Source organism: Bacteroides sp. L10-4 (assembly GCF_013373675.1).
GTDB lineage: Bacteria > Bacteroidota > Bacteroidia > Bacteroidales > Bacteroidaceae > Bacteroides > Bacteroides muris.
Map to the genome: position 1 here is coordinate 1 of NZ_JABXJH010000050.1, position 22153 is coordinate 22153.

The 22153-nt window shown below is 46.1% G+C and carries 19 protein-coding genes and 1 pseudogene; 11 read left to right on the forward strand and 9 right to left on the reverse strand.

All coding sequences use genetic code 11. From position 1 onward, the window contains the following. Positions 1-179: 179 nt before the first annotated feature. Together HU824_RS15060 and HU824_RS15065 are read right to left on the reverse strand one after the other, a co-directional pair. Entirely contained in the window at positions 180-383 is a 204-nt protein-coding gene (locus tag HU824_RS15060) for a hypothetical protein (protein WP_246866935.1), read from the reverse strand. Positions 384-524: 141 nt separating this feature from the next. After that, on the reverse strand, positions 525-776 hold the full coding sequence (locus tag HU824_RS15065; protein WP_136010441.1) for a type B 50S ribosomal protein L31: 252 nt from the start codon (positions 774-776) through the stop codon (positions 525-527). 190 nt (positions 777-966) lie between these two features. On the opposite strand from HU824_RS15065, the gene HU824_RS15070 reads away from it, so the two are divergent. Both HU824_RS15070 and HU824_RS15075 read left to right on the forward strand, forming a co-directional pair. After that, positions 967-1974, forward strand: a complete 1008-nt coding sequence (locus HU824_RS15070) for an endonuclease/exonuclease/phosphatase family protein (RefSeq protein ID WP_176469259.1) — start codon at positions 967-969, stop codon at positions 1972-1974. 280 nt (positions 1975-2254) lie between these two features. Further along, complete coding sequence (locus HU824_RS15075; RefSeq protein ID WP_136010443.1) at positions 2255-3259, forward strand: class II fructose-bisphosphate aldolase; 1005 nt, start codon at positions 2255-2257, stop codon at positions 3257-3259. Between the two features lie 322 nt (positions 3260-3581). On the opposite strand, the gene HU824_RS15080 is transcribed toward HU824_RS15075, so the two are convergent. The 7 genes from HU824_RS15080 to mce all read right to left on the reverse strand — a co-directional run bounded on the left by HU824_RS15080 (position 3582) and on the right by mce (position 11676). Next, positions 3582-5432 (reverse strand): glycoside hydrolase family 13 protein, encoded by a 1851-nt coding sequence (locus HU824_RS15080; protein WP_176469260.1) that lies wholly within the window; start codon positions 5430-5432, stop codon positions 3582-3584. 112 nt (positions 5433-5544) lie between these two features. Further along, complete coding sequence (locus tag HU824_RS15085) at positions 5545-6897, reverse strand: lipopolysaccharide assembly protein LapB (protein ID WP_176469261.1); 1353 nt, start codon at positions 6895-6897, stop codon at positions 5545-5547. A gap of 168 nt (positions 6898-7065) precedes the next feature. After that, a complete protein-coding gene (locus HU824_RS15090; RefSeq protein WP_136010446.1) occupies positions 7066-8226 on the reverse strand; it encodes a sodium ion-translocating decarboxylase subunit beta in 1161 nt (386 codons plus the stop codon). Position 8227: 1 nt separating this feature from the next. Continuing rightward, positions 8228-8659, reverse strand: coding sequence for a biotin/lipoyl-containing protein (locus HU824_RS15095; protein WP_176469262.1), 432 nt, complete (start codon positions 8657-8659; stop codon positions 8228-8230). 23 nt (positions 8660-8682) lie between these two features. Then, positions 8683-9612 (reverse strand): OadG family transporter subunit, encoded by a 930-nt coding sequence (locus HU824_RS15100; protein WP_176469263.1) that lies wholly within the window; start codon positions 9610-9612, stop codon positions 8683-8685. Between the two features lie 38 nt (positions 9613-9650). After that, complete coding sequence (locus HU824_RS15105; protein ID WP_136010449.1) at positions 9651-11204, reverse strand: acyl-CoA carboxylase subunit beta; 1554 nt, start codon at positions 11202-11204, stop codon at positions 9651-9653. Positions 11205-11259: 55 nt separating this feature from the next. Then, positions 11260-11676, reverse strand: coding sequence for a methylmalonyl-CoA epimerase (mce, locus tag HU824_RS15110; RefSeq protein WP_136010450.1), 417 nt, complete (start codon positions 11674-11676; stop codon positions 11260-11262). A gap of 287 nt (positions 11677-11963) precedes the next feature. Between mce and HU824_RS15115 the strand changes: the two genes are divergently transcribed. From HU824_RS15115 to HU824_RS15155, 9 genes and pseudogenes are all read left to right on the forward strand, one after another. Then, positions 11964-13451 carry a TolC family protein gene (locus tag HU824_RS15115; protein WP_176469264.1) on the forward strand — a complete coding sequence of 496 codons (1488 nt, stop codon included), beginning with the start codon at positions 11964-11966 and terminating at the stop codon, positions 13449-13451. A 134-nt stretch (positions 13452-13585) separates the two neighbouring features. Next, positions 13586-14947 carry a sigma-54 dependent transcriptional regulator gene (locus HU824_RS15120; RefSeq protein WP_176469265.1) on the forward strand — a complete coding sequence of 454 codons (1362 nt, stop codon included), beginning with the start codon at positions 13586-13588 and terminating at the stop codon, positions 14945-14947. Next, positions 14938-16251, forward strand: coding sequence for a PAS domain-containing sensor histidine kinase (locus HU824_RS15125; RefSeq protein WP_176469266.1), 1314 nt, complete (start codon positions 14938-14940; stop codon positions 16249-16251). The genes HU824_RS15120 and HU824_RS15125 overlap by 10 nt, the downstream gene beginning before the upstream one ends. 552 nt (positions 16252-16803) lie before the next feature. After that, positions 16804-18056: pseudogene (locus tag HU824_RS15130) on the forward strand (carboxypeptidase-like regulatory domain-containing protein). Between the two features lie 107 nt (positions 18057-18163). Next, positions 18164-19453: an inositol-3-phosphate synthase gene (locus HU824_RS15135; protein ID WP_176469267.1), complete on the forward strand. Its 1290-nt coding sequence runs from the start codon at positions 18164-18166 to the stop codon at positions 19451-19453. 138 nt (positions 19454-19591) lie between these two features. Next, the gene (locus tag HU824_RS15140) at positions 19592-20065 is read left to right on the forward strand and encodes a phosphatidylglycerophosphatase A (RefSeq protein WP_136011178.1); all 474 of its coding nucleotides are present in this window, start codon (positions 19592-19594) and stop codon (positions 20063-20065) included. Then, positions 20050-20577, forward strand: a complete 528-nt coding sequence (locus HU824_RS15145; RefSeq protein WP_176469268.1) for a GtrA family protein — start codon at positions 20050-20052, stop codon at positions 20575-20577. The genes HU824_RS15140 and HU824_RS15145 overlap by 16 nt, the downstream gene beginning before the upstream one ends. Further along, positions 20567-21226 (forward strand): CDP-alcohol phosphatidyltransferase family protein, encoded by a 660-nt coding sequence (locus tag HU824_RS15150; protein ID WP_176469269.1) that lies wholly within the window; start codon positions 20567-20569, stop codon positions 21224-21226. The genes HU824_RS15145 and HU824_RS15150 overlap by 11 nt, the downstream gene beginning before the upstream one ends. Continuing rightward, entirely contained in the window at positions 21216-22148 is a 933-nt protein-coding gene (locus HU824_RS15155; protein ID WP_136011175.1) for a phosphatase PAP2 family protein, read from the forward strand. The genes HU824_RS15150 and HU824_RS15155 overlap by 11 nt, the downstream gene beginning before the upstream one ends. The last annotated feature ends 5 nt before the right edge of the window (positions 22149-22153 follow it).

A 22153-nucleotide genomic window follows, 5' to 3' on the forward strand; every position in this document is an offset into this window, starting at 1 on the left:
GAAGACTCTTCTACCATGTTTTTATAAACCGGAATGTTAAAACAAAAATATTTTCTTGCGGGCATTTTTATTTTATCGGCTGAAAAACAGCCGATAAAATTGTCGTGGCGGAAAATAGAATGATTACATATCTTCTTTTGCTCTTCCGTCTGAAAAAATGAAGCCTGTTTCATTCTCTATTATATTCTGCTTATCCTGTCCAGCGTCCGGTTTGCCCAACCTATCTCTTTATCAGTCCATTCCTTTTCTGCTCCTTCTATACCTTGACCTTCGTAATCCGAAAGCAAGATGATGTATTCCTTCAGTATACCGGTGGCTTGGGCTTGCTTGTTTATACGCATCAGCTGGGCGGTTTCCTTATAGCGCTTGTTGACATAATTCATGGCTGCATTGAAGGAAATCTCGTTTTTTTCCCTATTCTGTGACAGGGGATTCCCTATTTATCGGTCCTGCAGTGGGAGGTGGAAACAAAAAAGGGAGCCTTTCAGTGAAAGACTCCCTTTTTTCAGTCTGCTTGAAACTGATTATTTCTTACGGTTACCGTAGCGGCTTATGAACTTATCAACACGACCGGCGGTGTCAACCAGCTTGGACTTACCAGTGTAGAACGGGTGAGAAGTGCTGGAGATTTCCAGCTTTACCAGCGGATAAGTTTCACCTTCGAATTCGATAGTCTCTTTCGTATTGCAAGTGGAACGAGACAAGAATACATCACCATTTGACATATCTTTAAATACTACCGGACGGTAATTTTCGGGATGAATACCTTTTTTCATTTTGATATTTTCTTTTAAAAATTTATATTCTGTTACTATTTTGGTAATAAATAGTGTAATGGTCTTCTTTTCAGAGCGCAAAGATAGTGCAAGTTGGAGATTCTGCAAAATAAAATCAGATTTATTTTTATTTAGTAGGTTTATCGCATTTTATTTCTGACTTTTGCAGTACTTAATAATTTGTGAATTTATGAGGAAAATACTTGTCTTATGCTCTTTCTGGCTGTGCGTGGCAACGCTGGGAGCACAAAATGCGGAACGGAAACTGTATAGCGTTGCGTTCTATAATCTTGAAAACTTATTCGATACGGTTCATGATGCCGGTAAGAACGACAATGAATTCTTGCCAGATGGCAGCTATCGGTGGACGGTGAAGAAGTATGAATCCAAACTACAGAACCTTTCTAAAGTACTGGGCTCTCTTTCGCGTGATTTGGTACCGGAGGGTCCGGCATTCATCGGAGTGGCGGAAGTGGAGAACAGCCGGGTGCTGGAGGATCTTGTAAAGCAGCCTGCCATTTCCAATTATGAGTTTGTGCATTATGAAGGACCGGATAGACGGGGCATTGACTGTGCCTTGCTGTACGACCCGAAGCAGTTCAGCGTTACCCACTCGAAGTTGGTGCTTTCCACTCCTTTTGAGGGAGATACGGTGCACTTGACGCGCGGCTTCCTGATTGTGGACGGGCAACTGGCGGGAGAGCGCGTCTGTGTGATAGTGAACCACTGGCCCTCCCGTGGAGCAAAGTCGCCAGTGCGTGTGCATGCAGCCAGACAAGTAAAGGCCTTGAAGGACTCTCTGATGCGTAGCGACAAGAAACTGAAGCTCATCGTGATGGGGGATATGAATGATGACCCGATGGACGAAAGTATGGAGGTGCTGGGAGCGCGCAAATATCCGAAGCAAGTGAAGAAAGGCGAATTCTATAATCCTTGGTGGGTGACTTTGGAAGACAAGGGAGTAGGGACATTGCTTTATCGGGGCAAATGGAACTTGTTTGACCAGATTGTCATTTCAAAACCGTTGCTGAAGGCGAAGAAAGGATTACGCTATACCCACAATGAAGTTTTCATCCGTGATTATCTGATTCAGCAGGATGGCAAATACAAAGGTGCTCCTTTGCGTACGCATGGGGGCGGGGCTTGGCTGAACGGTTACAGTGACCATTTGCCGACTATCATCTATCTGAAGAAATAGCTGTAATAATAATGTGTAAACGGAAGCTGGAGGGCAAACATGTTCTCCGGCTTTTTGTTGATAGAAGTATGAATGGCAAAAGTATGATTGGTTTCGCCTGATGCAAGGAGTTTGTAATATAGAGATTACAATAATCTGTTAAATGAAGCCAATAGCTTTGAAATTGAATGGATTTGATGGGATGAGCCGGATATTTTATTCCCGTCAAGTTCTTTACTTTAAAGGATAATGATTACTTTTGCGAAGAATTTTAATTCACTAACAATAAAATTTAAACAAAATGGTTAATTACAAAGATTTAGGTCTTGTAAACACAAAAGAAATGTTTGCAAAGGCTATCAAAGGTGGATATGCAATCCCTGCATTCAACTTCAATAACATGGAACAGATGCAGGCTATCATTAAGGCTGCTGTAGAAACAAAGTCTCCGGTTATCTTGCAAGTATCTAAGGGTGCCCGTCAGTATGCTAATGCTACATTGCTGCGTTACATGGCTCAGGGTGCTGTGGAATATGCCAAGGAATTGGGTTGCGAGAAGCCTGAAATCGTTCTTCACCTTGACCATGGTGATACATTTGAAACTTGCAAGAGCTGTATAGACTCTGGTTTCTCTTCAGTGATGATTGACGGTTCACACCTTCCTTACGAAGAAAACGTGGCTTTGACTAAGAAGGTGGTTGAATATGCTCATCAGTTCGATGTAACTGTAGAAGGTGAGCTGGGTGTATTGGCTGGCGTTGAAGACGAAGTTTCTTCTGACCACCATACTTATACTAACCCTGAAGAAGTAGTAGACTTTGCTACCCGTACTGGTTGCGATTCATTGGCTATCTCTATCGGTACTTCTCACGGTGCTTACAAGTTCACTCCGGAACAATGTACTATTGATCCTGCTACTGGCCGTATGGTTCCTCCTCCTTTGGCGTTCGACGTATTGAAGGCTGTAGAAAAAGAATTGCCGGGATTCCCTATCGTGCTCCACGGTTCTTCTTCAGTTCCTCAGGAAGAGGTAGAGACTATCAACAAGTTTGGTGGCGCTTTGAAGGCTGCTATCGGTATCCCCGAAGAGTGGTTGCGCGAAGCTGCTAAATCTGCTGTTTGCAAGATTAACATCGACTCTGACTCTCGTCTCGCTATGACTGCAGCTATCCGTCAGACTTTTGCTGAGAAACCTGCTGAATTCGATCCGCGTAAGTATCTGGGTCCGGCTCGTGACAATATGGAGAAACTGTATAAGCACAAAATCATCAATGTGCTTGGTTCAGACAATAAATTGGCTGAATAATAGAAAGATAATCTGAATATTATAATTGTCAGCCCTTGTGACACATCGTGTTGCAAGGGCTGATTTGTTAATATAGGCTGGTGCTATGAGATGGTTAAGTTTGTTTGTCATTTCAGAAATGGATGTTTAAATAGAGATGAGTCTTAATTTATAGCGTTTCAGGTGAATGTAAAGGGTACTTGTCATAATACCTATTTTATGAAAACTTGGAGATGGCTTGCAGATAAAGTATCTGCAAGCCATCTCCAAGGGGTATCTTCAGCGATTTGCGGTGCTATGTTGTCAAATAACATCGCAAAGATGCTGAATTCACAAGAGTTGATTATAATTCTATCACTAACGATTCTCTGGGAGCCATCTTCAGTTCTTCACCGAAAGCAATGGTTTTTCCGCTAAGGATATCTTTTCCTTGTTTGCATTCCTTCAGGATTTCTTTGTAGAATTTCAAAGGAACAGTGGTTTCGGCATCGGTTCCGTTCAGCATTACGAATACGGTTTTGCCTTCGTGTAGACGGGCGTAGGCATAAACTCCGTTCTGTACCATGAACTGCACCATGCTGCCTTTGGCAATCACGTCGTTTCCTTTGCGCCAATTCAGAATGGTTTTATAGAAGTTGTAGCATTCGTTCTGTATCTTGGTGCGTCCTGTTGTGGTCAGTGCAGTTGTTGCGTCATCTGCCCATCCGCCGGGGAAGTCTTTGCGGACATATCCGTCGCTCTTGCTTTTCACACCATTCATCATGATTTCTGTTCCGTAGTAGAGTTGTGGAATGCGGCGGGTGGTGAGCAGCAAGGTAGAGGCTTGCTTCAGCATCGGCAGGTTGTCGCCTTCGCCCAGGAAGCGGTCGGTGTCATGGTTTTCGATGAACGCCAGTACGGAAGCGGGGTTGGGGTAGAGGAAGTCATATACAAAGTTATTGTATACGCGGTCAAGTCCTTTGAACCAAGTCTCAGTCTGTTCGTTCTTGGCAATATTTATCTTGTCGAAGAAGCTGAAGTCCATGACGGTCTTGAGGTTACTGTTCTTGGGAGCTGATAGTTTGGAATCCTTCTGCCACCAAGCGGTATAGGCAGGTTCGGTAACCCAAGTTTCGCCTACGGTGTTGTAGTTGGGATATTCTTCGTTCAGTTCCTTCATCCAGTTGCTCATGGCATCGTAGTCTGCGTACGGATAAGTGTCCATACGGATACCATCGATATTGGCGAATTCAATCCACCAGAAACTGTTCTGTACCAGATAGCGGTAAACGTGAGGATTCTTCTGGTTGAGGTCGGGCATGGCGGTCACGAACCAGCCGTCGTTCATCTGGTCGAAGTCGTAGCGGGAAGTATAAGGGTCAACATGCGGAGTCAGTTTGAAAGAAGTCTGTACAAAGCTGTTTTCGTGGTCGGGATTGTTGAACCAGTCTTTGGAGGGCATGTCCTTAATCCATACATGCTCTACGCCGCAGTGGTTGAAAATCATGTCCATTACGATTTTGATGCCGCGTGCATGGGCTTTTTCAATCAGTTGCTTGTATTCTTCGTTGGTACCGAAGCGCGGGTCTACTTTATAGTAGTCTGTGGTGGCATAGCCGTGATAGGAACCGCCAGTCATGTTATTCTCCAATACCGGAGTGAACCAGAGGGCTGTGACGCCAAGGTCGGAGAAATAGTCGAGGTGCTGTTCGATGCCGGCAAGGTCACCGCCGTGGCGGGCATTGGGGTCATTGCGGTCTACCTTGTACTCGGCCATGCCTGCAATCTGGTCGTTGTCCGGATTGCCATTGGCAAAGCGGTCAGGCATCAGCAGGTACAGTGCGTCGGAGGAGTCGAATCCCTTGTGTTCGCAACCTTTCTTATTGCGGGCTTTCAGTTCATATTCCTTTACGAGTTTCTTTTTTCCTTCGGTAAAGGTAAGATTGATTTTTCCGGGCTTCACGTCTTTATCCAGTTTCAGATAGACCAGGAGGTAGTTATTGCTTTCCAGTTTGACGGTGCTGCTCAATGAGACGCCGGGATAATTGACGGATACTGATGCATTGCCGATGCCTTCTCCATAGACCATCAGCTGAAGTTCTGGGTTCTGCATGCCGGTGTACCAGAACGGAGGGTCGATTTTGTTCACATTCATAGCTGCATACGTACTGAGGGAGAGTAAGAGTGTTCCCAAGATTAAGAATACTTTTTTCATGATAGTAACTTTACGGTTAATTTTTTGCGCTAATTTAAAACAAATAACGGAGAAAGATTAACTTTCTCCGTTACTGTATCTTATTATATTATGCAAACGTTTTCACTGATTTCTATTTGATTGGGGCTACGCTGGCAGTATCGACTTTTCCCTTGAAGAACTCTTCTTTCTTGCGCTTTTCTCTGATGTCCTTCAGCCAGTTCTCGGCGGCATTGTACCGGTTGTTTTCTCCGATGACGGGAACTCCGTCGGCATCCATTTCCTGGGCTTTGTCCTTACTGTCTTTTGGGCGGGTTTTCAGGTATGCCATCAGGTATCGCTCTGCTTTGGACGCATCTTTCAGATAGTAATAATAGACAAAGGCTGCGTCATAAAGCAGTCTGTGTTTTTGCCGGTCGTATTTTTCATATTGTGTTAGAAGGGCATTTGCCTGATTGGTGTATTGAAATGCCATATTGTAGCAATCCGCAAGCCCCACATATAGGCGGGACATGACACTGTCACTGGGTATGGCAAGGTTTACGGCAGTTTCTAGATAGGTTACTCCATCCTCTTTCCATGATGTCTTGGAGCAGGCACGGCCTAGGTAATAGAGGACGTTGATGTTCGTATTGTCATTTTTAAGAGCTTTTTCAAGCAAGTCGTGTGCAGGATAGAAGTCTTCGAGGGCATAGTAGCTGATTCCGGCGTAGAAGCAGGTTTGGAAAGAACTGTCTTTTTCCTGCAATAGTTGTTCATATCTTTCTATTGCTTTGGGGTAATCTTTGTTCAGGCAATAGGCTTGGGCATTGATGCGGTTCACAAGGACGTTGGTAGAGTCTATGGAACGGTATTTCTCCGTTATGTTTATGGCGTCTTCATATTGGTGGCCTGCTACATAGATGTTGCCGAGTTTGGCAGCAGACAGATAATCATTGGGATACCTTTTCTGTATGTCCAGATAGGCATCTGTCACATACATGATTTTTGTGTTGTCATAGACTTGCCCCATGCTTTCCGCTCTCAGGTGTAGTACATAGGCAGAACTGTCCCTTTCTGCCAATAGGTTACTTTCCTTTAGAGACTCACGGTATCTCTTCATGTTCATCAGTAGACTGATATACTGGATGCGTACGTATTTATTGTCCGGATTTATGTGGAGCGCATTTTGGTAGTAATTCAGTGCCTCACCATATTTGGCGAGTGATTTGCAGCATTCGGCAGCTTCAATGTACGCCCGGCAATTGAGAGAATCCTGGACTACGACTTCCTGAAATACACTCAGAGCTTCGAGGTTATTTCCCAACCCTTTCAGAGCCTTCCCTTTTTGGTAGAGTAGGGGGACAGTTGGGGTTTCTTGCTCAATCAGCATCAGGGCTGTTTCATAATCGTAGTTGACCATCGCCTCCTGAATGGAATTTGTGGTCTGTGCTGCCAGGAATGAACAGCATGCACTGAAGCATAAGGAGATAAAAAGCTTTCGCATACAGTATATTATTTATAGGAGGTTAAACTGACTGCAAGTTACTAAAAAGAATGTATTTACGAAATAATCGTAATCTGTTTTAGATAGATTAACGAAAAAGCCCCTCCGATGAACGAAGGGGCTTTAAAAAGATTAGTATTCAATCCTAATAACGGAATGAATAGATGTTTACAATAAGAATCCCAGCAGGATACCTGCTGCTACGGCAGAGCCGATTACACCGGCAACGTTCGGACCCATGGCATGCATCAACAGATAATTGGTAGGATCGTATTCCAAACCTACTACCTGAGAGATACGTGCAGAGTCGGGTACGGCAGATACCCCTGCATTGCCAATCAACGGATTTATTTTGTTGCCTTTCTTCAGGAAGAGGTTGAAAATCTTCACGAAGATGACACCGGATGCTGTGGCAATGACGAACGATAAAGCACCCAAGAAGAAAATCAGGATGGAATCCAACGTCAAGAATTCGGATGCTTGTGTAGAAGCACCTACTGTCAAACCAAGCAGGATGGTGATGGTGTCAATCAGCGGCCCACTGGCTGTATTGGCCAAACGGCGTGTCACACCGCTTTCCTTCAATAAGTTACCGAAGAACAGCATGCCCAGCAAAGGCAATCCCGACGGTACAAGGAACGTAGTCAGCAACAGACCGATAATCGGGAACATTACTTTCTCCGTGTGAGAAACCACCCGGGGAGGTTTCATGCGGATAAGACGTTCGTGCTTGTTGGTCAGCAGACGCATGATAGGAGGTTGTATCACCGGTACCAATGCCATATATGAATAAGCCGACACCGCAATGGCGCCCATCAGGTTAGGAGCCAACTTGGAGGAAAGAAAGATGGCCGTAGGACCGTCAGCACCACCAATGATACCGATTGCACCGGCCTGCATAGGATCGAAGCCCAAAGCCAAGGCAATCATATAAGCACCGAATATACCGAACTGGGCGGCTGCACCTACTAGCATCAGTTTGGGGTTGGAAATCAAAGCAGAGAAGTCCGTCATGGCACCGATACCCAAGAAGATGAGCGGCGGATACCATCCCGAGGTTACTCCTTGATACAAGATATTGAGTACGGAACCTTCTTCATAGATACCGACTTTCAATCCGGCCTCCATATTGAAAGGTATGTTACCGATTAGTATACCGAAACCGATAGGAATCAATAACATCGGCTCGAATTCCTTGGCGACGGCCAAGTATATGAAAAACAACCCTATCAGGAGCATGGCCACATGTCCTGCCGTTGCATTGGCAAAACCTGTGTATGTCCAGAAATCGGCAAGGTTGTTTCCTAGAAATGTGATAAATTCTCCCATATTATTCAATAATTACAAGGTCAGTACCTTCGAGAACAGAGTCTCCTTTGCTTACGTTGATGGCAGTAATCTTACCGTCTCTGTCTGCATTGATGCTATTCTCCATTTTCATAGCTTCCAAGATGACAACCAACTGTCCCTTCTTCACGCTGTCGCCTACGTTCACTTTGATGTCGAGGATAACACCGGGAAGCGGAGACTTCACGCCGGACTTGCCTGTAGATGCTGTTGCCGGTCTTGCTACCGGAGCCGCCGGAGCTGCCGTCGGTTTTGCTACCGGACGTACTACCGGTTTCACTACTTCTTTCGGTGCTTTTTCCATTTCTACTTTATAAGAAGTACCGTTCACTTCTACGTGAGCGATGTTGTCTTCGATATCTCCAATGGCAACCTTGTATACATTGCCGTTAATCTTATATTTATATTCTTTCATTATTCTGTTTTTTTAAGGTGACTTTACTTTTTGTGAGGGGTTTCACGCAATGTATAAATCTTCGAGCTCCAAGGGGAATAGCTGCGTTTCACGCGTGTGATGGTAAGCACGGTGTCTTCCACATCGTGTACATCGCTTTGGAATTCGTGCATAGCCATGGCGATGGCGGCGAACACTTCTCCCGGAGCTTGTCCCAGTTGCTTTTCTTTGGCTTCTTGTTTGTCTGTGATGCCTTTAGCTTTCATGGCGTTGCGCTTGCTCAGGCTCACGGAAAGTTTGCCTACGACATAGAAAGCGATGAAAAGAAGCAATAAGCCGCTGAACACAACGCTCATGGCGGAGATAGCCATACCTATGCCTACGCTGTCATGCTCTTCGAACTTTTCCATCTTGGCATTGCTGTCGATAGTCTTGTTGTTGGTACTTGGAGTCACGTATTTGTCGTTGCTTTCTCCTTTCACTTCCCACTCTTCGGATGCATCACTGACGCGGGCGTATGACTGGTTGGCTTGCAAGGTACCGGCAGGCACTGTTACTTGGTCAAGCAGTTTCTTGCCCGAGTCATACAGTCCAATCCAGTTGGCATTCTTGGCATCCAGCTTGAAGTTTGTATGGAATGTACCGCGTCTGGGTTCTCCATCTGCCCAGAAAAGCGCATGCTGACGTGGCTTAACCACCGTCAGGATATCACCTTTGGGAATGAAATAACTGGCTGTGTCGCCCGGCTGGCTGCTGCATTTCAGGTAGCAACCTGCAAGGTCGGCACTGCCGTATGATTTGTTGAATATCTCAATCCATGCGCTGTGTATGCCGTAGTCATCCTGATAGTTGCTTTCGTTGATGACCAGCACTTCATTCAGCAACAGCTTGCTGTTCGATTTCTGCTCTCCGCAAGAAGAGAGAACCAACATCAGCGCCAATGAAAGAAATATTCCGATATGTATTTTCTTCATAAGTTATGAGTTTTATTTTTCAATTTTCAATTCTCAATTTAGAGTGGAATATTGCCATGCTTCTTGGCCGGGTTGGTCAATTTCTTGGTTTGCAACTGTTGCAGGGCACGGATGATGCGGAAACGCGTGTTGCGCGGTTCGATGACATCGTCAATGTAACCATACTTGGCGGCATTGTAAGGATTGGCAAACAGCTTGGAGTATTCGGCTTCTTTTTCTGCCAGGAATTGAGCCGGATTTTCCTGCTCTTTGGCTTCGCGGGCATACAATACCTCTACGGCACCTGCGCCGCCCATTACGGCGATTTCGGCGGTAGGCCAAGCATAGTTCATGTCACCGCGGAGCTGCTTACAACTCATCACGATGTGAGAACCACCGTAAGACTTGCGCAAAGTGATGGTAACCTTGGGTATAGTGGCTTCACCGTATGCATACAGCAGTTTGGCACCATGCAGGATTACACCGTTGTATTCCTGGCCTGTTCCCGGAAGGAATCCCGGTACATCTACCAAGGAAACGATAGGAATATTGAAGGCATCGCAGAAACGAACGAAACGTGCCCCTTTACGGGATGCGTTGCTGTCGAGCACACCCGCCAGATATTTCGGTTGGTTGGCAACAATACCTACGGACTGTCCGTTGAAACGTGCGAAGCCGATAATGATATTCTTAGAATAGTCTTTCTGGATTTCGAGGAATTCGCCATTATCCACGATGGCACCGATTACCTCGTACATGTCATACGGTTTGTTCGGGTTATCGGGAATGATTTCGTTCAGGGAGTCTTCCAGACGGTCGATAGGGTCTGTACAATCTATATAGGGAGCTTCTTCCAGATTGTTCTGGGGGATATAGCTCAACAATTTACGGATAAGAGCCAGTCCTTCCTCTTCAGTCTGTGCTGTGAAATGAGTAACACCTGATTTGGTGGAGTGAACGCTCGCGCCACCCAAGTTCTCTTGGCTTACGTCTTCGCCGGTTACAGTCTTTACTACTTTCGGACCGGTGAGGAACATGTAGGACGTACCTTCCATCATCAATGTAAAGTCTGTCAAGGCAGGAGAGTAAACGGCACCACCGGCACAAGGACCAAAGATACCGGAAATCTGAGGAATGACACCCGAAGCAAGTATGTTGCGTTGGAAAATTTCAGCGTAACCGGCCAAGGCATTGATACCCTCTTGGATACGTGCGCCACCCGAGTCGTTGATTCCGATACACGGAGCGCCCATTTTCATGGCTTGGTCCATGATTTTACAGATTTTCAGCGACATGGTTTCCGACAGTGAACCGGCAGAAACGGTAAAGTCTTGCGCAAAGATATAAACCAGACGGCCATCTATTGTACCGCAACCGGTTACTACACCGTCGCCGGGGTAGTGTTTTTTCTCCATGCCGAAGTTTGTACATCTATGTTCTACGAACATGTCCATTTCTTCGAAACTACCTTCATCGAGAAGCATGGCTATGCGCTCGCGAGCTGTGTATTTACCTTTCTCGTGTTGCTTTGTAATTGCTTTTTCACCACCACCGAGACGTGCTGCTGCACGGCGGTCTATAAGCTCTTTAATCTTTTCAAGTTGATTACTCATGAATTTATTTCTTTAATGTTTATACAATTTATGGTTGGACGATTTACGGTCGTTCTTATTCCGGTTTTTCGCAAAGCTCGGTCAGGACACCAAGAGTGGATTTCGGATGCAGGAATGCAATGTTCAGACCTTCTGCGCCTTTGCGGGGAGCTTTGTCTATGAGGCGGATGCCTTTTTCTTCGATTTCTACAAGAGCACCGGCCACTCCGTCTTCAACGGCAAATGCCAGATGATGCATACCACCGTTACCGTTGTTCTTCTCGATGAACTTGGCAATCGTACTTTCGGGAGAAGTCGGTTCCAGCAACTCGATCTTTACATCGCCCACTTTCAGGAAAGCGGTTCTAACTTTCTGATCTTCCACGGTTTCGATGTTGTAGCATTTCAAACCTAAAACGTTTTCGTAGTACGGAAGGGCTTCTTCAATGCTCTTAACGGCAATGCCCAGATGCTCAATGTGTGAAATCTTCATAACTATATAATTAATGTTAGTATTGTATCCTTTTAATAAAGGTATAAAACAGTACAAAGAAAGAGAATTCTTCCCTAATAAAGAAATTTTTCATCAATTAATTAATGGTTAATTGAACTTTAGAAGGATTTTTTCAGACTTTAGACAGAGACCGGTTGTTTTTTTGATATCGTCCGCTAACGGACATTCTCACTGTCCGAAAATGAACACTTGCCCCTCTGTGGAACTTTCCCGGCCACTTGGCACACTCTTTGCTTTTCTGTTTGAGACAATTTTAAAGATTGAACATGAGAAAGGATATTTTACTTGCAGTTTGCTTTTTGATGCCGTTGGCAAGTGTGGCACAGAATGATACTTTGGGACATGAACGCAATATTACGCTGTCGGAGGCCATTGTGCTGGCTCGTACACAGTCTGTGGATGCTGCCGTGGCATTGAATGAATTGAAAACCGCGTATTGGGAATACCGTACATTCCGTGCGGACTTGCTGCCGGAAGTAAATTTCACCGGTACGCTGCCCAACTATAACAAATCATACAGTACCTATCAGGATTCTGACGGTTCCTATAGTTTTGTCCGCAATAATACACTGGGCTTGTCCGGACAGCTTTCGATAGACCAGAACCTTTGGTTTACGGGCGGTAGGTTGTCGCTTACTTCTTCGTTGGATTATCTCAAACAATTGGGCTCCGGAGGAGCGAAGCAGTTTATGTCGGTTCCTGTGAGCCTGGAGTTGACGCAGCCGGTTTTTGGAGTAAATACTTTGAAGTGGAGCCGCCGTATAGAGCCTGTACGTTATGCCGAAGCAAAAGCCGCGTTCATTTCGGCCACGGAAGAGGTGACAATGAAAACCATCACTTATTTCTTCCAGCTGCTATTGGCTAAAGAATCGCTTGCTACCGCCATGCAGAACAAGACGAATGCCGACCGTCTTTACGAGGTGGCGATAGCCAAACGTAAGATGGGGCAGATTTCCGAAAATGATTTGTTGCAGCTTAAACTGAACTCATTGCAAGGCAAAGCCGATGTGACTGAGGCTGAGAGTAATCTGAATGCAAAGATGTTCCAGCTTCGTTCCTTCCTCGGCGTGTCCGAGCAGGAAAACTTGAATCCGGTGTTGCCCGCCACTGTTCCCGATATAAAGATGGAATATGACTGTGTGCTGAACAAGGCTTTGGAACGCAACTCCTTTGCGCAGAACATTCGCCGCCGCCAACTGGAAGCTGATTATGAAGTGGCAACGGCACGTGGAAACCTACGTAGCATCGACCTTTTTGCCAGTGTGGGTTATACGGGGCAGAACCATGAGTTTTCTTCAGCCTACCGAGACTTGCTTGATAACCAGATTGTGCAGGTGGGTGTCAAGATTCCTATCCTTGATTGGGGAAAACGTCGTGGCAAGGTTAGGGTGGCAAAGAGCAACCGTGAAGTGGTTTTATCCAAAATCCGTCAGGAACAGATGGACTTTAATCAGGACATCTTTTTGTTGGTGGCTAACTTCAACAATCAGGCGCAACAGCTGGACATTGCCGAAGAGGCAGATGTCATTGCTGAGAAGCGTTACAGGACCAGTGTAGAGACCTTTATGATAGGTAAAATCAGTACACTGGACCTGAACGATGCACAGAACTCTAAAGACGAAGCTCGCCAAAAGCATATTTCAGAGCTGTACTACTATTGGTATTACTTCTATCAGCTCCGTAGCCTGACCCTTTGGGATTTTGAACGCGATACGGAACTGGAGGCTGATTTTGAAGAGGTCGTGAGAGGATAGGTTGACGGACGGGGAAGTTGTAATTATGCCAACGGATTAAAAACAAATGAGAGGGCATATTAAATAAATTATAACTGATTATTCATGACTCTGCTTTTTTATTTACTTTTGCAGGAAACAAACAGCAATTTTTTATGATACTGATAATAGACGATGATAGTGCTGTGCGCTCTTCCCTCAGCTTTATGCTGAAGCGTGCCGGATATGAGGTGAGGACGGCTCCGGGTCCTCGCGAAGCTATGGATACGGTTCGAACCGAAGCTCCCGCATTAATTCTGATGGATATGAACTTTACTCTTTCCACCACCGGAGAAGAGGGACTCACCTTATTGAAGCAGGTAAAGGTGTTTCGTCCCGATGTGCCCGTTATTCTGATGACGGCATGGGGAAGTATCCAGCTTGCCGTGCAGGGGATGCAGGCCGGTGCATTCGATTTCATAACCAAGCCTTGGAACAATGCTGCGCTTTTGCAACGCATCGAAACCGCCCTTGAGCTTACGGCTGCCCCGAAAGAGGTGCCGGAAGAACAGACTACCGCATTGAATCGCCGCCATATTATAGGCAAGTCCAAAGGACTGATGGAAGTGTTGAATACAGTGGCCCGCATAGCCCGTACCAATGCTTCGGTGTTGATTACGGGCGAAAGCGGAACGGGCAAGGAACTGATTGCCGAAGCCATCCATATCAACAGTCAACGTGTGAAGCAGCCTTTTGTCAAGGTGAACCTCGGCGGTATCTCGCAGAGCTTGTTCGAGAGCGAGATGTTCGGTCATAAGAAAGGAGCGTTTACCGATGCCAGTGCCGACCGCATAGGGCGTTTTGAAATGGCAAATAAAGGTACCATCTTCCTCGACGAGATTGGTGACCTCGACCCTTCCTGCCAGGTGAAATTGCTGCGCGTGCTTCAAGACCAGACATTCGAAGTACTGGGTGACAGCCGTCCCCGCAAAGTCGATGTACGCGTTGTGTCCGCCACTAATGCAGACCTCCGCAAGATGGTGTCCGAACGTACTTTCCGTGAAGACCTTTTTTACCGTATCAACCTGATTACCGTAAAACTGCCTTCCCTGCGGGAGCGCCGTGAAGATATTCCTTTACTGGCACGTCACTTTGCCGACCGCCAGGCAGAGGTGAACGGCTTGCCGCGTACGGATTTCTCGGCCGATGCTCTGAATTTCCTTTCCCGTCTGCCTTATCCGGGCAACATTCGTGAGTTGAAGAATCTGGTGGAGCGTACCATTCTGGTCAGCGGCAAGCCGGTGCTGGATGCCATGGATTTCGATGCCCAATATCTGCGCTACAACGAGTCGGCCAAAGCTGCCGAAGGTACTTCTTTTGCTGGTATGACCTTGGATGAAATAGAACGGCAGACTATTTTGCAGGCTTTGGAACAGCATAAAGGGAATCTCAGCCAGGTGGCAGTGTCGTTGGGCATCAGCCGCGCTGCGCTTTATAGGCGTCTGGAGAAATATAATATTCAGTTGCCGTGCGCATAAAATTCTTCTTCTTCATACTCGTCCTTTTTCTGCTTGGTCTGGGCGGAATGCTGGTATATCTGCTGAGTGGAAGGTCGTCTTTGTACCTATACGTGTTGGAGGGGCTCATCGGGTTTATCCTTATTTATCTGATAGTATTCTATAATAAGATAGTGAAGCCGATGAATACCATCGGCAGCGGTATGGAGCTGCTGCGCGAGCAGGATTTCAGTAGCCGTCTCAGTCAGGTAGGGCAGTACGAGGCCGATCGTATTGTAAATATCTTTAATCGGATGATGGAGCAACTCAAGAATGAACGGTTGCGCATGCGTGAGCAGAATCACTTCTTGGATTTGCTGATTCAGGCATCTCCAATGGGGGTTATTATCCTGACAATGGACGATGAAGTGTCGCAACTGAATCCGATGGCGGTAAAGATGCTCGGTGTCCGTATGGAGGAGGCGCTGGCAAAGCGGCTGGATCAGATGGACTCCCCGTTGGCTGCCGAACTTTCGGCTATTCCCAAAGATGCGACGGCAGTGCTCCGTCTCAATGATGCGAATATTTATAAATGCACCCATTCTACTTTTATTGACAGAGGGTTCAAACATCCTTTTTTCTTGATAGAGCGTATGACGGAAGAGGTGATGCGTGCCGAGAAGCGCGCCTATGAAAAGGTAATCCGCATGATAGCTCATGAAGTGAACAATACTACTGCGGGCATCACTTCCACACTCGATACAGTGGAGCAGGCACTTTCTACTGAGGATGATATGGAGGACATCTGCGACGTGATGCGCGTCTGTACGGAGCGTTGTTTCTCAATGAGCCGTTTCATTACCCGTTTTGCCAATGTGGTAAAGATACCTGAACCTTCTCTGGTGCCTGTCCGACTGAATGAGTTGGTGGCCATGTGCAAGCGTTTCATGGAAGGAATGTGCAATGACCGCAATATAGAACTACATCTGGAATGCGATCCCGAGGTGGGAATGGTGCGTATGGATGCTTCTCTTTTGGAACAAGTACTTGTGAATATCATCAAGAATGCTGCCGAAAGTATAGAGGGGGATACCGGAGAAAATGGAAAACAAGGTGAGATAATAGTAAGGACCGCTGCCCCCGCTTCTGTTGAAGTCGTTGACAATGGTCCGGGGATAAGTAAAGAGACCGAAGCTAAACTTTTCAGCCCCTTCTTTTCCACCAAACCGAACGGGCAGGGAATCGGCCTGGTGTTTATCCGGGAAGTTTTGAGCCGTCATGGTTGCACGTTCTCTCTGCGTACCTGCAACGATGGATTGACCCGCTTCCGTATACTGTTTCCTTAGTTCGTTAGGAAGCCGGTCACTTTCTCCACTCCTTTGCATACTCGTCCGATATCCTTTTAATGCCTTTTTCGGGGGATTGCCGCGCCCTGCATTCATCATGATACGGGCGGCTTTCTTCCTAAAAGTTTTGTATCCATAAGTTCAAGCTTAGGTTTGTTATTTATTGTTTTCAGTCATTCGGTGGATAATCTCTGTTCATGTGGCGTGCTATTTCTTTCCTTGCTTGAAATTAATCGTCCGATATATGTTTTCTTTTCGTCCGACAGTTGTTGAATTATCGTCCGACAACTGTTGAATTATCGTCCGACAACTGTCGGACGAATAGATATTGGCGAATGGATATATAGTGGCTTGCATTTTCGGCAATAAATGTGCGCTGCTTGTGCTCAAGCTGATGGGGATGCCGCCGATATGGATGGAAAGCGCTCCGAACAGATTGCCGAAGCATTGTTATACAAAAGGAGTTTTTTAGAACATTTATTCCGTAAAACCGAACTTTAAGAAAAAGTTTTCTTCCGTACCTTTGCCATCTGAATTAGGTAAAATTAAGGTATGAAGTTGTTTTTTAGGGTATTTCTGCTTATCCAGCTGGTTACTCTTCCATTGAGAGCACAATATATGGTGCAAGGCGTTGTCATCGATTCGTTGACGAAGGAGCCGCTGCCTTATACGTCAGTTTATCTGAAGGGAACTACGGAGGGGGGAATGACGGACAATAACGGCCGTTTTTCCTTCAAGACCTATCGTCCGGAGGCCACTCTGGTCATTTCGACTGTGGGATATAATGAATATGTCCGGCTTATTCATCCCGCAAAGTCTTCTAAATTCAATATTGCCCTTTCGCCAGCCACTTATGCACTGGATGAGGTGGTGGTGAAGCCGAAACGTGAACGGTATAAGAAAAGGAATAATCCCGCAGTGGAGTTTGTACGCAAGATGATAGAACATCGGGATGACTATTCGCCCGACGAACGCGACTTTTGGAAACGTGACCGCTACGAAAAAATGACTTTTGCCATCAATAACTTCGACAGCCTGAAGCAGCAGAAGTGGCTTTACCGTAAGTTCAAGTTCCTGACGGATTATGTCGATACCTCTGCCGTTACCGGCAGGCCGGTACTGGCCATCTCCAACCGTGAGTTGCTTGCCACAGACTATTACCGCAAGTCTCCGCGTAGCCGCAAACAGTGGGTCGCTGCCCGCAGGCAGGCAGGAGTGGACGAAATGCTTTCCCGGCAGGGTATGGAGCAGGCTATCAGTGTCACTATGACCGATGTAGACCTTTATGAGAACAACATCACCTTGTTCACCAATAAGTTTGTCAGTCCGCTTTCCTCCCTTGGACTGTCTTTCTACAAATATTATCTGATGGATACGATTACTGTTGCCGGAAAGCCTTGTGTTGACTTGACATTTGTTCCTTTCAACTCGAGTCTTATTCATTGATGAATGCCATGGAATTCATGAACGATGAATACGCTTTCTGGGATGTGACCTATTACTTGAACGGCTGGCTCTTCAACCGCATTCCTTTTTTGAAAAAGTTGAAATGGCGTGAAGTACTTTCCTGTCGCGGCTTGTATGGAAATTTGAGTGATAAGAACAATCCGGCTTTTCAGCAGGATTTGTTCCGTTTTCCTGCCGGAAGTACCACCATGGGGCATACGCCATACGTAGAGGCTGGTGTAGGCATTGAAAATATTTTCAAGGTGTTGCGTGTCGATTATGTATGGCGTCTGACTTACCGAAATTTACCGGATATGGACAAATCCGGGCTCAGAATCAGTCTACATATGACATTTTAACTTAAATCTTACTAATAGAACATTAAATCGGATAAAATGACTAATTCCAATTGGGTAAAATACCCTAAATTTGAGCAATTTTTTAAACTCTAAATAATACAATGGCAATGAAAGAAAACATTAAGCCGGCAACCGGACGCTTGGGCGTGTTGGTAGTCGGAGTAGGTGGTGCGGTTGCAACCACCATGATTACCGGTACATTAGCTGCTCGCAAGGGCTTGGCAAAAGCTATAGGCTCAATCACACAAATGGCTACCATGCGCATGCAGGATGGCAAAGAAAAACTTATCAAAGACATAGTGCCTTTGGCTGATTTGAATGATATCGTTTTCGGTGGTTGGGACATTTTCCCGGACAACGCCTACGAAGCTGCTATGTATGCCGAGGTCTTGAAAGAGAAAGATTTGAATCTGGTAAAAGACGAATTGCAAGCCATCAAGCCGATGCCTGCTGCATTCGACCACAATTTTGCAAAACGTTTGAATGGTACGCACATCAAGAAAGCTGCCGACCGCTGGGAAATGACAGAACAGTTGCGTGAGGATATCCGTAACTTCAAGGCAGCCAATAACTGCGAGCGTATTGCCGTGCTGTGGGCGGCAAGTACGGAAATTTATGTTCCGATGTCCAAGGAACACGAATCTCTCGCTGCTTTGGAACAGGCAATGAAGGACAACAATACCGAAGTAATTTCTCCGAGCATGTGCTATGCATACGCTGCCATCGCAGAAGGCGCTCCGTTCATTATGGGTGCTCCCAATCTGTGTGTGGACATTCCGGCTATGTGGGAATTCTCCAAGAAAATGAATGTGCCCATTTCTGGTAAGGACTTCAAGAGCGGCCAGACTTTGATGAAGACAGTGCTTGCCCCGATGTTCAAGACCCGTATGTTGGGTGTAAGCGGCTGGTTCTCTACGAATATTCTGGGTAACCGTGACGGTGAGGTACTTGACCAACCGGAGAACTTCAAGACAAAAGAGGTCAGCAAGCTGTCTGTTATCGACAATATCTTCGAACCGGAGAAATATCCAGACTTGTACGGTGATGTTTATCATAAGGTACGCATCAACTACTATCCTCCCCGTAAGGATAATAAGGAAGCATGGGACAACATCGATATTTTCGGCTGGATGGGCTATCCGATGGAAATCAAGGTTAACTTCTTGTGCCGCGACTCCATTCTTGCTGCTCCCATCGCGCTCGACTTGGTTATTTTCAGTGATTTGGCATTGCGTGCAGGCATGTGCGGCATTCAGACGTGGCTGTCCTTCTTCTGCAAGAGCCCGATGCACGATTTTGAGCATGAGCCGGTACACGACTTATTCCAGCAGTGGCGCATGGTGAAAGAGACTCTTCGCAACATGGTGGGTGAGACAGCACCGAGTTATCTGGACTAAAAAAACAGTGATAAGGTGATAAAAATAAGGTGGTAAGGTGATAGAGTGATAGCACTTTACCACTTTATCACTTTTATTACTTTCTTGCATTTGTCACTTTACCGTTTTTATCGCATTTATCACCTCATTACTTTTTTGATGAAAAAAAACTCCTTCCTCCCAGTCATTATCGGTACGGGCTTTGGCTCGGGCTTTTCTCCTTTTGCACCTGGCACTGCGGGAGCTTTGCTGGCTACGCTTATCTGGTTCGGGTTGTCTTATCTGGTTTCAAGTGTCTGCCTTTTGTGGCTGACAGTAGCATTGATTTTGGTATTTACACTTGCCGGTGTCTGGGCTGCCAACCGTCTGGAGGCATCTTGGGGCAAAGACCCTTCGCGTGTGGTGGTCGATGAAATGGTTGGCGTGTGGATTGCCCTGCTTGCGGCGCCCGCCGGACACGTATGGTATGCATTGGGGGCATTTGTATTGTTCCGTTTGTTTGATATATTCAAGCCCTTGGGCATTCGCCGTATGGAAAGTCTGCCGGGTGGAATAGGGGTAATGGCGGACGATATTCTGTCCGGAGTCTACGGATTTATAATTTTGATTGTGACAAGATGGATAATCAGCTGAAAATAAGCGGCAGATATTTGTCATGGCGTCATTCTGTCTGGATCTTCTTCAAGGCCCAGATTTCTGCGCAATTCGCAAGCTTTGTCGATTTTCTGGTGACTATCCTTCTGGTAAAGGCTTTTGCTGTTTTTTATCTTTATGCCACATTCACGGGATCTGTGGTGGGAGGCATTGTAAACTGTGCCGTTAATTACGGATGGGTGTTCCATGCCGAAGACTGTAAGAAAACGCATGTTGCCGTGAAATATCTCTTTGTCTGGGGAGGCAGCATTATACTGAATACCTGGGGCACTTTTGCACTGACCGAGTGGCTTACGGGCATGACATGGGTCAATGGGCTGTTGGGATATTATATAGACAATGTATTTATTCTGTCAAAGATAATAGTAGCAGTGTTGGTAGCTTTTTTTTGGAACTACCATCTGCAACGTTTTTTCGTTTATCGTAATCACAATATAAAAGGCTTTCTGAAACATTATTTAGAAAACAAAAAAGACGAATATGAATTATAGAGATTGGTTGCAGCAGGTGATATACAAGATTATCAACCCTGTGGTGCATGGTATGATTAAAATTGGCATTACGCCTAACTTTATTACGACTACGGGGCTGGTGCTGAATATCGTGGCGGCTGCCTTGTTTGTGTATGCCGGAGTGTGTAAAAGTGGCGAACTGGCCTATGTGGGCTGGGGAGGCGGTATTGTGCTCTTTGCCGGGTTGTTTGATATGATGGACGGCCGCGTGGCGCGTGTGGGTAAAATGAGTTCTACTTTCGGTGCGTTGTACGATTCCGTACTCGACCGTTACAGCGAGCTTATGACATTGTTCGGCATCTTCTATTACTTGATGCTGCAAGGCTATTTGTGGGGCTCCATCATTACATTCATTGCGTTGGTAGGTTCGCTGATGGTGAGTTACGTGCGTGCCCGTGCCGAAGGCTTGGGACTGGAGTGTAAGGTAGGTTTCATGCAGCGTCCCGAACGCGTTGTACTGACTGCCCTCGGTGCCATGTTCTGCGGTATCTTCAGTGATTGTACCTTGTTCGACCCGATGATGATACTAATTGTGCCTATGGCAGTGATTGCAATATTGGCGAATTTGACGGCATTTGCGCGCTTGGCACATTGCTATAAATTACTGAAAAACAAGGATGAAAACTAGTTTGTTTCCCTCTGTGAGAGAGGCTGTGCCGGTGATTGTTATCACGGCGTTTTTCATGATTCTGACAGCGGTCTGTATCGGGCTTCGTCCGGAACATTTCCTGATGACGGGTGTATTTTGGATATTGTTCTTTGCCGGACAGACAACCCGTAAGTTGGCAGTGGCGTTGTTGCCGTTTTTCGTATTCGGCATTTCGTATGACTGGATGCGTGTATATCCCAATTACCAGGTGAATCCCATTGATGTAAAAGGACTTTATGAGGCAGAAAAATCCCTTTTCGGCTTCTCTGTAGACGGTACTGTCCTCATTCCTTGCGAATATTTTGCTTTGAACTATTGCCCGGTAGCCGATTGCTTTGCCGGGATATTCTATCTCTGCTGGGTACCCGTTCCCATTGCATTCGGGCTGTGGCTTTATCTGAAGGGCGACCGTAAGGTATATCTTCGCTTTGCGATGGTATTTCTGCTGGTTAATCTTATCGGTTTTGCCGGCTATTACATCCATCCCGCTGCTCCACCTTGGTATGCCATGAATTATGGTTTCGAACCTATACTCGACACTCCGGGTAATGTGGCAGGCTTGGGGCGCTTTGACGAACTGCTGGGATGCTCCGTCTTCAACTCCATTTACGGGAGGAATGCCAATGTATTTGCAGCGGTGCCCTCGCTTCATGCCGCCTATATGGTGGTAGCTTTGGCCTACGCTGTTATAGACCGCAGCAGGAAGTGGCTGATAGCGTTGTTTTCGGTGATTATGGTCGGTATCTGGTGGACGGCTGTCTATTCGGGACATCACTATCTGATTGATGTGATGCTGGGCATCTCTTGTGCATTGCTGGGTATTTGGGTGTTCGAGAAAGGACTGATGAAGTGGGGGGCGTTCGGACGCTTCTTTGAAAGATACAGTCGATACATTGAATAAGATAT